General features: G+C 70.6%; 10 protein-coding genes and 2 pseudogenes. 8 read left to right on the plus strand and 4 right to left on the minus strand.

The window, feature by feature from the left end:
* From ACTWP8_RS32380 to ACTWP8_RS32390, 3 genes and pseudogenes are all read left to right on the plus strand, one after another.
* Positions 1-126: pseudogene (locus tag ACTWP8_RS32380) on the plus strand (integrase core domain-containing protein); the annotation flags it as partial.
* A gap of 103 nt (positions 127-229) precedes the next feature.
* Positions 230-1,360, plus strand: a complete 1,131-nt coding sequence (locus ACTWP8_RS32385; protein WP_443325648.1) for a PP2C family protein-serine/threonine phosphatase — start codon at positions 230-232, stop codon at positions 1,358-1,360.
* A gap of 240 nt (positions 1,361-1,600) precedes the next feature.
* Positions 1,601-3,400, plus strand: a complete 1,800-nt coding sequence (locus ACTWP8_RS32390; RefSeq protein ID WP_443325649.1) for a serine/threonine-protein kinase — start codon at positions 1,601-1,603, stop codon at positions 3,398-3,400.
* Between the two features lie 112 nt (positions 3,401-3,512).
* On the opposite strand, the gene ACTWP8_RS32395 is transcribed toward ACTWP8_RS32390, so the two are convergent.
* On the minus strand, positions 3,513-4,559 hold the full coding sequence (locus ACTWP8_RS32395) for a LacI family DNA-binding transcriptional regulator (protein ID WP_443325707.1): 1,047 nt from the start codon (positions 4,557-4,559) through the stop codon (positions 3,513-3,515).
* 120 nt (positions 4,560-4,679) lie between these two features.
* On the opposite strand from ACTWP8_RS32395, the gene ACTWP8_RS32400 reads away from it, so the two are divergent.
* Positions 4,680-5,651, plus strand: a complete 972-nt coding sequence (locus ACTWP8_RS32400; RefSeq protein ID WP_443325650.1) for an ROK family protein — start codon at positions 4,680-4,682, stop codon at positions 5,649-5,651.
* A 206-nt stretch (positions 5,652-5,857) separates the two neighbouring features.
* Here ACTWP8_RS32400 and ACTWP8_RS32405 read toward each other — a convergent pair.
* A pseudogene (locus ACTWP8_RS32405) lies at positions 5,858-7,508 on the minus strand (NPCBM/NEW2 domain-containing protein).
* Positions 7,509-7,754: 246 nt separating this feature from the next.
* Between ACTWP8_RS32405 and ACTWP8_RS32410 the strand changes: the two are divergent.
* The 4 genes from ACTWP8_RS32410 (at position 7,755) to ACTWP8_RS32425 (ending at position 12,046) form a co-directional block, all read left to right on the plus strand.
* Positions 7,755-9,020 carry an ABC transporter substrate-binding protein gene (locus ACTWP8_RS32410; RefSeq protein ID WP_443325651.1) on the plus strand — a complete coding sequence of 422 codons (1,266 nt, stop codon included), beginning with the start codon at positions 7,755-7,757 and terminating at the stop codon, positions 9,018-9,020.
* 37 nt (positions 9,021-9,057) lie between these two features.
* Complete coding sequence (locus tag ACTWP8_RS32415; protein ID WP_443325652.1) at positions 9,058-9,981, plus strand: carbohydrate ABC transporter permease; 924 nt, start codon at positions 9,058-9,060, stop codon at positions 9,979-9,981.
* Complete coding sequence (locus ACTWP8_RS32420; protein WP_443325653.1) at positions 9,978-10,910, plus strand: carbohydrate ABC transporter permease; 933 nt, start codon at positions 9,978-9,980, stop codon at positions 10,908-10,910. The genes ACTWP8_RS32415 and ACTWP8_RS32420 overlap by 4 nt, the downstream gene beginning before the upstream one ends.
* A gap of 98 nt (positions 10,911-11,008) precedes the next feature.
* The gene (locus ACTWP8_RS32425; RefSeq protein WP_443325654.1) at positions 11,009-12,046 is read left to right on the plus strand and encodes an NUDIX hydrolase; all 1,038 of its coding nucleotides are present in this window, start codon (positions 11,009-11,011) and stop codon (positions 12,044-12,046) included.
* On the opposite strand, the gene ACTWP8_RS32430 is transcribed toward ACTWP8_RS32425, so the two are convergent.
* Complete coding sequence (locus tag ACTWP8_RS32430; RefSeq protein WP_443325655.1) at positions 12,015-12,791, minus strand: MBL fold metallo-hydrolase; 777 nt, start codon at positions 12,789-12,791, stop codon at positions 12,015-12,017. The two genes, ACTWP8_RS32425 and ACTWP8_RS32430, sit on opposite strands and share 32 nt — an antisense overlap.
* A gap of 70 nt (positions 12,792-12,861) precedes the next feature.
* On the minus strand, positions 12,862-14,235 hold the full coding sequence (locus tag ACTWP8_RS32435) for a dipeptidase (RefSeq protein WP_443325656.1): 1,374 nt from the start codon (positions 14,233-14,235) through the stop codon (positions 12,862-12,864).
* Positions 14,236-14,461 lie beyond the last annotated feature (226 nt).

A 14,461-nucleotide genomic window follows, 5' to 3' on the forward strand; every position in this document is an offset into this window, starting at 1 on the left:
ACCTCAGAAGCCGAACGGCAGGCCGCGTTTCCCGACTGGCTGGACTGGTACAACTACCACCGACCCCACACCGGAATCAGCGGCCAAACCCCAGCCAGCCGCGTCACCAACCTCTCCGGTCAGCACACCCCTAGGGTCTGCACCGCCGCGATGGAGGCGGTACCGGTGCCCAGCACGGGGCCGGGACGGCCGTGCGTCCAGAGTGTTTCGCCCCGATATGATGCATTCTGTGATCACGCTCGGACGGCTGCGGGGCCGTCGTCCTCCTTACCGCGGCCGGTGGGAAACTGCCCTGCTGGCACCGGTGGTCCTAACCATCGTCATCGCCGGCCTGGCGTTCTCCACACCGAGGGAGATCGCCTTCAGCCGCCTCCTGCCCGCCGCACCCGCCCTCGCCGCCGCGATGTGGCCCGTGCTCCCCACGATCCTGCTGGGGGCGTTTTGCCTGCTGGTCATGATCGGCCTCAGCTTCGTCTACACCGACCTGGGGACGCCGTACACGGCGGCTGCGATCGTCGCGGTCACCTTGGCGGCCGCATATGCGAGCCATATCCGACTCCAGCGGGAGGAAATGCTCTTCCACATCCGGCTCGTCGCCGACGCAGCCCAGAAGGTGCTGCTGCGCCCTCTGCCGCCCCGCATCGAGGACGTCGAGATCGAGTCGCTGTATCTGGCGGCCCAAGAGCAGGCCCGGATCGGCGGCGATTTCTACGAGGCGGCCGACACACCGTACGGGGTCCGGCTGCTGATCGGCGACGTACGCGGCAAGGGCCTGTCCGCGGTGGGGGCGGCCTCGGCGGTGATCAGCTGCTTCAGGGAGGCCGCGTACGACGAGCCCGACCTGAGGGGCATCATCCATCGTCTGGAGACCAGCATCACCCGCTACAGCGCTGCGTTCCCCGCCCAGGACTTGCCGGAGCGCTTTGCCACCGCTCTTATCGCCGAGATCCCACACGGCCGCGGCCACGTCAGACTTCTCAACTGCGGGCACCCCCCGCCGATGCTCGTGCACCGCGGGGAGATCCGCGCCCTGGAGCCCACCACCCCTTCGCCTCCCCTCAACCTTGCGATGCTCATCGGCGACCAGTACTGCGTCGACACCGTCGCGTTCGCCCCGGGCGACCAGCTGCTGCTCTACACCGACGGGGTAACGGAGACCCGGGACCGCACGGGCGAGTTCTTCCCGCTGCCCGACTGGATGCGGCGGCAAGGCCCGGCGCCGCCCGGCGAGCTGCTCGCCCGGCTTCACCGGGACCTGCTCCACTACAGCGGCGGAAGGCTCAACGACGACATCGCGGCCCTCGCGGTGCGGTGCCCGAACACCCGCACCCAGGAGCATCCCGCGTACGGCAACTCCTAGGACGGGCCCCTTCCGCGGCCCAACGGCCGGGGCCGGGACGCCGGGCTGGAACGCCGGGGCTGGAACGCCGGGCTCCACCGGGGCACCGCCATGCGGCTCCAGCGCCGGGGCGCCGCAGCCGAGTCGCGGTGCTCTCGGGGGATGGGTGGCGGAGACACCGAACGAGCCGCCGCGTCCGACACGTAGGCTGTGCCCGGGAATTGGCGACAGCCGAAGGACAGGTCGAGGGACGGGGCAGCGGTGTCGACGGGGGAGCACGGACAGGACGGGGCGGGGCGGCTGCTCGCGGGGCGCTACCGCGTGATGCGGCAGCTCGGCCGCGGCGGCATGGGCGTGGTCTGCCAGGCCGTCGACGAGGTGCTCGGCCGCGAGGTCGCGATCAAGGAGCTGCGCACCTACAACGACGCAGGGGGCCGCGAACTCACCGATCTGCGGCTGCGGATGCAGCGCGAGGCCCGCGCGGCGGCCCGTATCAAGCACCCCGGCGTCGTCGCGGTCCACGACATCGCGGAGGACGAGGGGCGTCCGCTCATCGTCATGGAGCTCGTCGACGGCCCCTCGCTCGACGACGTCCTCCGGGAGCGCGGCGTGCTCGACCCCCTCGAGGCCGCCGCGATCGCCGCCAAGGTCATGGACGCACTCGACGCCGCCCACCGCGCGGGCGTCCTGCACCGCGACGTCAAGCCGGGCAATGTGCTGCTGGATCGCAGCGGCAGGGTCGTGCTCACCGACTTCGGCATCGCCACCATGGAGGACCCCGGCGACGGCGCCACGACGCGGCTCACGCAGAGCGGCGACATCGTCGGCTCGCTGGACTACCTGGCCCCGGAGCGTGCGCAGGGGCAGCTCCCCGGGCCCGCGTCCGACGTGTGGTCGCTCGGCGCGACGCTGTACGCGGCCGTGGAGGGCTCGTCGCCGTTCCGCCGTACGTCCACCTGGTCCACGCTCACCGCGATCGTCGTCGAGCCGCTGCCGGAACCGCAGCGCGCCGGGCCCCTTGCGCCGGTCCTGCGCGAGCTCCTGCACAAGGACCCTCAGGCGCGGCCGGACGCGCAGCGCGCCCGGGAACTGCTGGAGGCGGTCGCGGCGGGGAGGCCGTACGACGGTGGCGCCGGGCGTGATGCGGATACGACCGACCTCGGCGGCCCTGTGGCTCCGCGACCGGGGGCGGGCGGGGCCGCGGTGCCCCACGGCCCCGGCTTCGGCCCGGCACCCGACTTCCCTGCGGAGCCCGGGGCCCCGCAGGGCGGGGCTGCGCAGGGCGGACGCGGGCCGGGCGGGGCTGTGCCGTCGGCGCAGGCGATGCCGCCACCCGACGGTGGACCGTTGGTGACCGGCGGTTCGTCGGGGCGCGGCGGGGGCCGGCGCCGTGGCCGTACCGCCGTGGCCGCCGCGGTGGCGGCAGTCGTGCTGGCCGGCGCCGGGGTGGCCGCCGCCGTTGTGCTGAACGGCTCGGGGGACTCCGACAAGGTGGCCTCCGGCAGCAGTTCACCCGCCGCCGGGGCCTCGGAGAAGGAGCAGGACGGCGAGGGCAAGTCCGCGGGCGAGAAGGCCGAGGGTGCGAAGTCCTCGGAGAAGCCGTCGAAGTCGCCGCCCGGTAGCGCGCCCGCGGGCGGCGTGGATGACGGGAAGGGCACCGGGGGCGGCACGAGCGGCGGGGGCGACAGCGGTGGCTCCACGTCGACGAGCGGCGGCGGTTCCACCGGCGGCACCAGCACCGGCGGGAACACCGGCGGAGGCGGCGAGGACCCGGCTCCGGCGCCGGTGTGCCACGGCATCGGCGCGGGCAAGTACAACTGCGAGGTCTGGCGTACCGCCAAGTCCTACGACGAAGCGGGCAACGAGGTCGGTCTGCTCAACGCGGGCACCAACTACTTCTACTGCCAGACGCAGGGGCGCAGGGAGACGTACGGCCAGTGGACCAACATCTGGTGGGCGAAGACCGACGACGACAGCGGCAACGCGGGCGTCTTCATCAGCGATGTCTATATCAAGGGCGGGGACAACGACCAGCCCGTCCCCGGCCTGCCGATCTGCTGAGCCGCGCATGTCCTGCATGAGCCGCATGTCCCGCACGAGCCCTGTGATCCATGTGATCCGTGTGATCCGTATGAGACGCAAACGCGCGGGACATTGGGCGGATGACGGCGCGTCAGACCGCGTCCGCGGGCGGTGGCAGTTCACCGGAGCCACGGGGGATCAGCCGGGTCGGCAGCAGGAACCTCGCCGGTTCGTCGGCCCCGCCTTCGAGCCGCCGGAAGAGCTGTTCGGCCGCCATACGCCCCAACTGGGCGGAATCCTGGGCGATGACGGTGACGGCGGGGGAGAGCAGATCGGCCAGCTCGAAGTCGTCGAAGCCGACCAGGGCGACCTGCCGCGGCCACCCGTTGAGCACGCGCACGGCGGTGACCGTCACGCGGTTGTTCCCGCAGAAGAGCGCGGTGACCGGCGCCGGCCCGTCGAGCATCGCCAGGGCCGCGGACCGCACCCGCTGCGGCTCCGTCGAGCCGAGCGCCACCCAGGACTCGTCGACCGGCAGCCCGGCCGCGTCCATGGCCGCGCGGTAGCCGCGCAGCCGCTCGGACGCCGTGTGGATGCGCGGCTGGTCGCCGATGAAGCCGATCCTGCGGTGGCCGTGGGCTATGAGGTGCGCGACGCCGTCGCGGGCGCCGGTGAAGCTGTCGGTCAGCACCGCGTCGGCGTCGATCCGGCCTGCCGGGCGGTCCACGAAGACCGTGGCCACGCCCGCCGCGATCTCCGGCTCCAGGTAGCGGTGGTCGTCGCTGGCGGGCACGATCACCAGGCCGTCCACCCGGCGGGCGCACAGGGCCAGCACCAGCTCCTGTTCGCGCCCCGCGTCCTCCGCGCTGGAGCCGTGGATCAGCAGGGCGCCGTGCGCCCGCGCGGTTTCCTCCACGGCGCGGCTCATTGGCCCGTAGAACGGGTCGGCGAGGTCCTCGAGGACCAGTCCGATGCTGGCCGTACGGCCCTTGCGCAGCACGCGGGCGCTGTCGTTGCGCCGGAAACCGAGGGCTTCGATCGACTCCTGCACGCGGCGTACGGTGTCGGGCGTCACGCCTGGCTCGCCGTTCACCACCCGCGACACCGTCTTCAGGCCTACGCCCGCGCGAGCGGCGACGTCCTTCATGGTCGGCCTGGTGCCGTATCGGCGCTTGGTGCGTGGGGCGGTATCGGCCACGGTGGCGGGGTCCTGTTCGTCCATGGGCGGGTGCGCTACGAGCATAGAGCCTGGACAACGTTGTCAAAACCGGTGAGACTGAACCGCTGGAACCGCCGCCCACCAGGAGATACAACGCCGATGCAGAACGACCTCGTCGCCGCCCTCGACATCGGTGGTACCAAGATCGCTGGGGCGCTGGTCGACGGCGAGGGCCGTCTTCTCGTACGGGCCCAGCGGCCCACCCCCGCGCGTGAGGACGGCGAGACCGTCATGGCAGCCGTGGCGGCGGTGCTCGGGGAACTGACGACGGACGCGCGGTGGGCGGCGGCGACCGCCGTCGGCATCGGCAGCGCCGGGCCCGTCGACGCCTCCGCCGGGACCGTCAGTCCGGTCAACGTGCCGGGGTGGCGGGACTACCCGCTGGTGGAGCGCGTACGGGAGGCGGCCGGGGAGTTGCCCGTCACCCTTGTGGGGGATGGGGTTGCGATGACCGCCGCCGAGCACTGGCAGGGTGCGGCGCGCGGCCGCGACAACGCGCTCTGCATGGTCGTGTCGACGGGTGTCGGGGGCGGGCTCGTACTGGGCGGGCGGCTGCACCCGGGGCCCACGGGGAACGCCGGGCACATCGGGCACATCAGCGTGGACCTGGACGGGGATCTGTGCCCGTGCGGGGCGCGGGGGTGCGTCGAGCGCATAGCGAGTGGGCCGAACATCGCGCGGCGGGCGCTGGAGAGTGGGTGGCTGCCCGGGGCCGACGGTGACGCCACGGCGGCGGCGGTGGCGCGGGCGGCGCGGGCGGGTGACGTGGTGGCCCGGGCCTCCTTCGAGCGGGCGGCGCAGGCGCTGGCCGCGGGGATCGCGGCGACGGCGACGCTTGTCGAGATCGAGGTGGCGGTGGTCGGTGGGGGAGTGGCGGCGGCGGGGGACGTGCTGTTCGCGCCGCTGCGGCGGGCGCTGCGGGATTACGCGACGCTGTCGTTTGTGCGGGAGTTGAAGGTTGTGCCGGCTGAGACGGGGACGGATGCGGGGCTGATCGGGGCGGCGGCTGCGGCGAGAACGCCGTCCGGCGCGGGGCGGTCTGCGGTTGTGGTTTCGCCTGCGGGGTCGTAGTGCGGGTTGTGCGCCTCGTTGTCTGCGGGGGCGGGGCCGGGGCGGGATAGTCCCTCTGGGGCTGCATGATTTACGGGCCGGCCTGGTAGTCGGTCATCTGCGGGCCGGCCGCAAGCCGGCCCACAAATCACGCTTTACGCCCCTGCCGGGACCACCCCGCCCCGGCCCCTCCGTCTCGCGGCCGCGGGCTCCATGCCCGAAGGGCCCTATCGGCAGGTGAGTTTGGCGTCCGCCCAGTCCGCGTGGTCCGAGTCGATGCCGTCGCCGGCGACGAGGCGTACGACGCTTGCGTCTGTCACGTCGGCCGAGAGTGCTTGCGCGGGCCGTCGCCTGCCCTGCTCTCGCCGACGCTGGTGTCCTTCTCGACCGGGCCCCAGCCTTTGGTCGCGCTCAGCCAGGGCAGGTTACTGACGTGCGAGGTGCCGGAGGGTGGGGGGACCGCGACGTGGACGATGGTGGGCAGTTGCCCCCGGGCGCGGGCGCCCCGGGGGACTCGTATGTCGCCGTGAGCGTCAGGTCGTGGTCAGTTTCTTGTGGGTCGGGAGCCCGAGGGGGCCATGTGGTCGTGAGCTTCGTCGTCCGGCCTGCCTCGGTGACGGGGGTTCCTTCGAGGCCGAGTTCGGCGGCAGGCGGGTACGCCGCCCACTCGCTGTCGGTCGAGACGCGGACCAGGACCGTGCCGTGTGCGGGGACGGTCGCCGCGATCGTGCCGGCGGTGTTGTAGTCCTTGTGCTGCCACAGGTCGCGGACCTTGTACGCGTCGGCGGTGGGAAGGCCTGCTTCCTGGGCGGTGGTGGCGATGCGCTGGGCGCTGTCGGACTCGTTGAACAGCGCGATGGCGCGGCTGCCGTCCGCCATCTCCTTGACGACGACCCACCGTCCGTTCGAGGAGGAGAGGACCGTGCCTTGTCTGCCCAGGGGGTCCTGGTCGACGGCGATGACCTCGCGGTTGCCCAGGATGTCGAAAGTGGCGGTGTTGGCCTTGCGCAGGTCTGAGCCGATCAGGAGGGGGGCCGCCATGATCGACCACATCGAGAAGTGAGTGCGGTACTCGGTGTCGGTCATGCCGCCGTTGCCGACCTCGAGCATGTCCGGGTCGTTCCAGTTGCCCGGCTTGGCGTACGGAGCCAGCGGCAGGTTCTTCTTCATGATCGAAACCATGCTGGACCAGCTGTCGCTGATGTCGCCCGTGGTGCGCCAGAGGTGGCCGACGTCCTGGGCCCACTCCCACGGCTTGTTCTCGCCCCACTCGCAGATGCTGTAGACGATGGGCCTGCCGGTGGCCTCGAGGGCGTCGCGCATGGTCGTATAGCGCTTCTTCGCGTCCACGCCCTGGTTGTTGCAGTTGTCGTACTTGAGGTAGTCGACGCCCCAGTCGGCGAACTGCTGGGCGTCGCTGTATTCGTGTCCGAGGCCGCCGGGGAAGCCCGCGGTGTTGCAGGTCTTGGTGCCCGCGCTGGTGTAGATGCCGAACTTCAGGCCCCTGGAGTGGACGTAGTCGGCCACGGCCTTGATGCCGTTGGGGAAGCGGACCGGGTCGGGGACGAGCTTGCCGTTGGCGTTGCGCTGGGGGAGGGCCCAGCAGTCGTCGAGGTTGACGTACTGGTACCCGGCGTCCTTGAGGCCCTTTTCGACGAAGATGTCCGCGATGGCCTTGACCATCGCCTCGTTGAACTCGGCCCGGCAGTGGGTGGAGTTCCAGTTGTTGAACCCCATGGGCGGAGTCAGGGCGAGCCCGTCGCCGGGGGCTGCCGGCAGGGCTGCGGCGGGAGCGGCGAGGCCTGCCGCGCAGAGAAGCGCGGTGGTCAGGGCTCCGATCACTCTCCGGCTGGTTGTTCGGGCAGCTGAATGGCGCATCGTTCCGGTCCTCCGTCTTCCGCTCTATGTCATGTACTCGACACTCGAGCGGTTACGGTAGGCCGTGTTGAACTATGTTGGAAGAGATGCGGTAACGATTGGCGAATGACGTGCCAAACCCCTTGACGGCCTGAACCCACCGGGGTGAGATCCGAGCACTCGCGTTCGGTTGTGTTGAGTTGCACCTCGAAGGAGAGGGACATGGCGCAGTCATCGTTCAGCGGTCCTGCCGTGGCAGGAGGTCGGATGTCCCGTCGGACCCTTTTGCGGGGTGCGGCCATCGGCACGGGAGCCGTCGCGCTTCCCTCGGTGCTCGCGGCCTGCGGCAGCGGTCCGGGCGACGCCGGTACGATCAAGATGGGCTCCAACGCCTCGGACGCCGTGCCGAAGAAGGCCTTCGCGCAGGCCTTCGACGCGTACGAGAAGAAGTCGAAGAAGACGGTGAAGGTCAACACCGTTAATCACGAGGCGTTCCAGGAGAACATCAACCGGTATCTGCAGGGCACGCCGGACGACGTGTTCATGTGGTTCGCGGGCTACCGGATGCAGTTCTTCGCGAAGAAGGGGCTGCTGACCGAGATCAGTGATCTGTGGCAGGGGTTCGACGGGTTTTCCGATGCGCTGAAGAAGCAGTCCACCGGGGAGGACGGCAAACAGTACTTCGTGCCGTACTACTACTATCCGTGGGCCGTCTTCCACCGGAAGAGAGTCTTCGAGGAGCGCGGCTACGAGGTGCCGAAGACCTTCGACGAATACCGTGCCCTGGCGCAGCGGATGGAGAAGGACGGGCTGGTTCCGTTCGCGTTCGGGGACAAGGACGGGTGGCCCGCCATGGGCACCTTCGACTATCTCAACATGCGGGCCAACGGCTATGACTTCCACATATCGCTGATGAGCGGCGAGGAGTCGTGGACCGACCCCAAGGTGAAGAACGTCTTCGACCTGTGGCGCGGCCTCATGCCGTACCACCAGAAGGGCGCCAACGGCAGGACCTGGCAGGAGGCCGCCCAGACGCTGCAGCAGAAGAAGGCGGGCATGACCGTCCTCGGACTGCCGCACCCGGGCCAGCAGTTCAGTGCCGCCGACCGCGAGGACCTCGACTTCTTCCCCTTCCCGGAAATCGACTCCGCGCACGGCCAGGACGCGGTCGAGGCGCCGATCGACGGGTTCCTGATGGCGAAGAAGGCCAGGAATGTCGAGGGGGGCAAGGATCTGCTGAAGTATCTGGCCTCGCCGGAGGCCGAGCTGATCTACCTCAAGAGTGACCCGAACAACGTCGCGGTCAACGAGAGCGCGGACACCTCCTCGTACAACGCCCTGCAGAAGAAGGCCGCCGAGCTGGTCGCAGGGGCGAAGCAGATATCCCAGTTCATGGACCGCGACACACGGCCCGACTTCGCGTCGACCGTGATGATCCGGGCGATCCAGGAGTTCATCAACAACCCGAACGATATCGACGGCCTGGTGAAGGACATCGAGCGGCAGAAGAAGGACATCTTCGCCGCCGAATAGCCGATCAGCCCGACCGATCGACGAGGAGTCACCTTCCGTGCCGCTTTCGACCACGCGGCCCGCAGCACGCGCAGGACGGCGGGGCCCGCGCCGTTTCACCCGCCGCGACCTCATCGTCCTCGGCGTGCTGCTGGGCATACCCGTCCTGCTCGACATCGCCCTGATCTGGGGCCCGACCTTCGCCTCCATCGGGCTGTCCTTCACCAGCTGGGACGGGCTCGGGGACATCGAATGGGTCGGGGGCAAGAACTACGAGACGCTCTTCACCGACTATCCGCAGTTCTGGCCCGCGGTCCGCAACAACCTGCTGTGGCTGGGCTTCCTGGGCCTCGCCGCCACGCCGCTCGGGCTGCTGCTCGCCGTTCTGATCGACAAGGGCGTCCGCTTCAGCCGCTTCTACCAGTCGACCCTCTATATGCCGGTGGTGCTGTCGCTCGCCATCGTCGGCTTCATCGCCCAGCTGGTCTTCTCCCGCGACCAGGGGGCACTCAACGCGCTGATGGGCAACCAGGACAGCCCGGTGGACTGGCTCGGGGACCCCGACCTCAACATCTGGATGGTCCTGCTGGCTGCGGGCTGGCGGCACACGGGCTACGTGATGATCCTGTATCTCGCCGGGCTCAAGTCGGTCGACGCGTCGCTCAAGGAGGCCGCGGCCATCGACGGCGCGAGCGAGACCCAGGCGTTCTTCCGGGTCGTGCTCCCCACCCTCCGGCCGGTGAACATCGTCGTCGGCGTCATCACCGTCATCGAGGCGCTGCGCGCCTTCGACATCGTCTACGCCATCAACCACGGCAGGAACGGCCTCGAGCTGCTCTCCGTCCTGGTCACCGACAACATCATCGGGGAGGCCAGCCGGATCGGGTTCGGCTCGGCCATCGCGGTCGTCCTGCTCACCGTCTCCCTGGGGTTCATCATCACGTACCTGGTCCAGGAGCTCCGAGGGGAGAAGAAGGGATGACCGTGGACACCGCACCCGCGCCCGCCGCCTCCTCCTCCGCACCGGCGGCTTCGCAACATCCCCGCGGCCGGCGGCGTATCCGACCGGGGCGGCTCGGTCTGCACGCCTTCCTCATGGCCGTCTCGCTGGGCTTTCTCGCGCCGCTGCTGCTGGCCGTGTACGCGTCCCTGCGGCCGTACCAGGAGACCGCGGAGCACGGCTACTTCTCGCTGCCCCGGAGCCTGTCCTTCGACTACTACCGGCAGGCGTTCAGCGACTCCGGGATGAGCACGTACTTCGTCAACTCGCTCATCATCGCGGTCCCCGGCGTGCTGTTCGCGCTCTTCCTGGCCTCCTTCGTGGCCTTCGCGGTGGCGCGGCTGCGGATGCGCGGCGACATCGTGCTGCTGATGCTCTTCACCGCGGGCAACCTGCTGCCCCAGCAGGTCGTCGTCACGCCGCTGTACGTCCTCTTCAACCGCGTCCCGCTGCCCTACTGGATGTCCGAGTCGATGACGATGTACGACTCGTACTGGGCCGTGATCGCCGTCCAGGTCGGCTTCCAGCTGGGCTTCTGCGTCTTCGTCCTCGCCAACTTCATGCGCACGCTGCCGCAGGAGATCCTGGAGGCGGCGCGGGTCGACGGCGCCGGCGTGTGGACGCAGTACTGGCGCATCACCCTGCCGCTGTGCCGCCCGGCCCTGGCGGCCCTCGGGACACTCCAGTTCACCTGGATGTACAACGACTTCCTGTGGGCGCTGGTCTTCATCTCCGACGGAGAGAAGCTGCCGATCACCTCGGCGCTCAACAACCTCCGCGGCCAGTTCTTCACCGACTACAACCTGCTGGCCGCGGGCTCGGTGATCGTCGCGCTGCCCACGATCCTCGTCTTCCTCATCCTCCAGCGGCACTTCATCGCGGGTCTGACGCTCGGTTCCAGCAAGGGCTGACGACCGGCCGGGCTGGCCATTCGCCGACCTTGCCACGGCCGGTTTCCGTGGCAAGGTGTAGCGGGCAGTCCACTGGGGGCTACCGAAGAGGGGGAACCGTGATCGTCTGGCTGAACGGTGCGTTCAGCGCGGGGAAGACCAGCGCGGCTCGTGAACTGACCGGTCTGATACCGGACAGCACCCTGTACGAACCGGAAGTGACCGGCGGAAGTCTGCGGTATCTGCTCCCGCGGAAGCGGCTGGGCGACGTCGGCGACTTCCAGGACCTGACCATCTGGAGACGGCTGGTGGTGGACACCGCGGCGGCGCTGCTGGCCGAGCTCGGGGGCACGCTCGTCGTCCCCATGACCCTGCTGCGGCAGGACTACCGCGACGAGATCTTCGGGCGCCTGGCCGCCCGCCGGATTCCCGTACGGCATGTGCTGTTGTCACCTGACGAAACGATCCTGCGCCAACGGATCGCGGCGCGCGAGGAGTTCGAGAGCGGCCGGGAGCGGAGCGCGAGCGTCCGGCGGTGGGCGCTGGACCACATCGCCCCGTACCATGCGGCACTCTCCTGGCTCGCCGCCGACGCCCACGTCATCGACACCAGCCGGCTCACGCCGCGGCAGACAGCCGAGCAGATCGCCGAGGCCGTACGGAGCGGCGCCGCCGCGGCCTGCGAGATCGTGCAGACCCCGGAACCCACGGGCGAGACCCTGGCCGCAGGGGTGCTCCTCTTCGACGAGCAGGACCGGGTGCTGCTGGTCGATCCCACCTACAAGCCGGGCTGGGAGTTTCCCGGAGGCGTCGTCGAACCCGGCGAGTCGCCCGCCAGGGCCGGGATGCGGGAGGTCGCCGAAGAGCTCGGCATCGAACTCGAGCGCGTGCCAGGCCTGCTCGTCGTCGACTGGGAGCCGCCCATACCCCCCGCCTTCGGCGGCCTGCGCCTCCTCTTCGACGGCGGGCGGCTCGGCGGCGGTCGCGCGGACCGGCTGCTGCTGCCGGGTTCGGAGCTGCGGGACTGCCGCTTCGTCAGCGAGGGCGAGGCGGCGGAACTGCTCCCCGCCGTCCGCTTCAAGCGCCTCCGCTGGGCGCTCCGCGCCCGCGAGCGCTCTACGGTCCTCAACCTGGAGGAGGGGGTTCCGGTGGGCTGACTCCTATGCGGGCCCCGGCGCTTGGGAGTAGTGCTGGGGGAGGGTACGGGCGAAGGCTGCGGCCTCTCGCTCGGCCGATGCGCAAGGCGCGCGCGGCACCGCCGGTCAGCGGGTCGCCGTGCCCGAAGCATGCCGTGTCGGCGCCGAGCGCGGCGAGCCGGGCGTACGAGTCGAGCGCCTGTTTCCGGTCGACGTTGAACACGCCGAGCATCAGCTGCTCCACATGGGCCACGGTGTCGCCGGTGAACAGCACGCCGTGCTCCGGCAGGTGGAGCGCGATGCTGCCGTCCGTATGGCCGGGCGCGCCCACCACGCGGGCGCCGCCGCCGAATCCGAGCACGTCGCCGTCCTCCAGCTCGCGGTCCACCCGCGTGGGCGGCGCAAGCGGCACGGTGAGCGCGTGCTCGTACAGCGGCCGCTCCCAGTCGAGCAGCACCGGCGGCGGCCCCGGCACCTCGCCGCGTACGACGGGAGCGTCCGCCCGGTGCGCGAGCACTTCCGCTCCGCTCAGGGCGGCCACCTCCCCGGCAGCGCCCGCGTGGTCGGGGTGCCAGTGCGTGAGGACGATCCGGCGGATGTCCTCGGGGCGATGCCCGAGATCGCGGATGGCTTCCGCGACGGCCGCGCCCTCGCCCGCGCTCCCGGCGTCGACGAGCGTCAACTCCCCGCCGTCCCGCCATAGATACGCCTGGCCGATGCGGAAACGGAACATGTGCAGCCGCGGGAGCACCTCGATGACATCCATGCCTCCGGACCGTAGGCGGCCCGGAGGCATGTCGGGCGGATCTTCGCCGTGGGCGTAGCCCGGTGGCTGCTCAGCCAGCCCTGGATGCCGCGTAATTCCGCAGGAACAGGGCCTCCGTGAGCGAGAGCCGCTCCAGCTCCTCCGGGGAAACGCTCTCGTTGACCGCGTGAATCTGCGCCTCCGGCTCGCTCAGGCCGATCAGCAGGATCTCGGCCTCCGGGTAGAGCGTGGCCAGCGTGCTGCACAGCGGGATGGAGCCGCCCTGTCCCGCCGTCTGCATCTCCTCGCCCGGGTAGGCCGCCCGCATCGCCGCCGCCATCGCCGTGTACGCCGGGCTGGTGGTGTCGGCGCGGAACGGCTGGCCCTGGCCGACCTGTTCGACCGAGACCCGGGCGCCCCACGGCGCCTTAGCCTCCAGGTGGGCGGCGAGCAGCTTGGTGGCGGCGGCCGCATCGATGCCCGGCGGCACGCGCAGGCTGACCGATGCGCGCGCGGAGGCCTGGACGGATGGCGTGGCGCCGACGACCGGCGGGCAGTCGATGCCGAGGACCGTGACGGCCGGACGTGCCCAGACGCGGTCGGCGACCGTCCCCGAGCCGATCAGACCGACGCCGTCGAGAACTTTGGCGTCCTTGCGGAAGTCCTCCTCGGGGTACTGCAGGCCGTCCCAGTTCGCATCGGAGGCGAGCCCCTCGACCGTCGTCGAGCCGTCCTCGGCCCGGAGCGAGTCGAGGATGCGGATCAGCGCGGCGAGCGCATCGGGGGCGGCGCCGCCGAACTGGCCCGAGTGGAGGTTGCCTTCGAGCGTGTCCACCTGGAGTCGGACGTGCGTCATGCCGCGCAGCATGGCGGTGACCGTGGGCAGCCCGACCCGGAAGTTGCCCGTGTCGCCGATGACGATCGTGTCGGCGGCCAACAGCGCGGGGTGCGCCTCCGCGTACCGCTCGAGTCCGCCGGTGCCCTGCTCCTCGGAGCCCTCGGCGATGATCTTGACGCCCACCGGTATGCCGCCGTTCGCCCTGAGCGCGCGCAGCGCGGTGAGGTGCATGATCAGGCCGCCCTTGCAGTCGGCGGTGCCGCGCCCGTACCAGCGTCCGTCGCGCTCGGTCAGCGTGAACGGCGGGGAGAGCCAGGCGGACTCGTCGAGCGGCGGCTGCACGTCGTAGTGCGCATAGAGGAGGACGGTCGGCGCGCCCTCGGGGCCGGGCAGGTAGCCGTAGACGGACTGGGTGCCGTCCGGGGTGTCGAGCAGCGCGACGTCCTGGAAGCCTTCGGCGCGCAGCGCTGCCGCGACCCAGCTCGCCGCCGCCTCGCACTCGCTTCTGGGGAACTGCGCCGGGTCGGCGACCGACCGGAACGCGACCAGCTCGGTGAGCTCGGTCCTGGCGCGCGGCATCAGCGAGGCGACGGTTTCGGCGAGCGGGGCGAGCGCGGTCGGCTCCATGGGCACGCTCCTCGTGGGTGCGGTGTCGGGGTACGCGGTCTGCGTACTTCAGGTGTCCGTACACGGTGTCTGTGCGCGGCGTCCGTACGCGGTGTCCGCACACGGCGTCCGTACGTGGCCGCCGGGCGGGTAACGTACGGCGGTTGTGCTGCCGATCATCCCACAGCGGGCCGTGGTGACCATGAGCCGTAGGATGCCAGGCGACAGCCGGGCGCTTGCGACCCCG

This window comes from Streptomyces sp. 7N604 (genome assembly GCF_052245475.1).
In the GTDB taxonomy this organism is placed as follows: domain Bacteria; phylum Actinomycetota; class Actinomycetes; order Streptomycetales; family Streptomycetaceae; genus Streptomyces.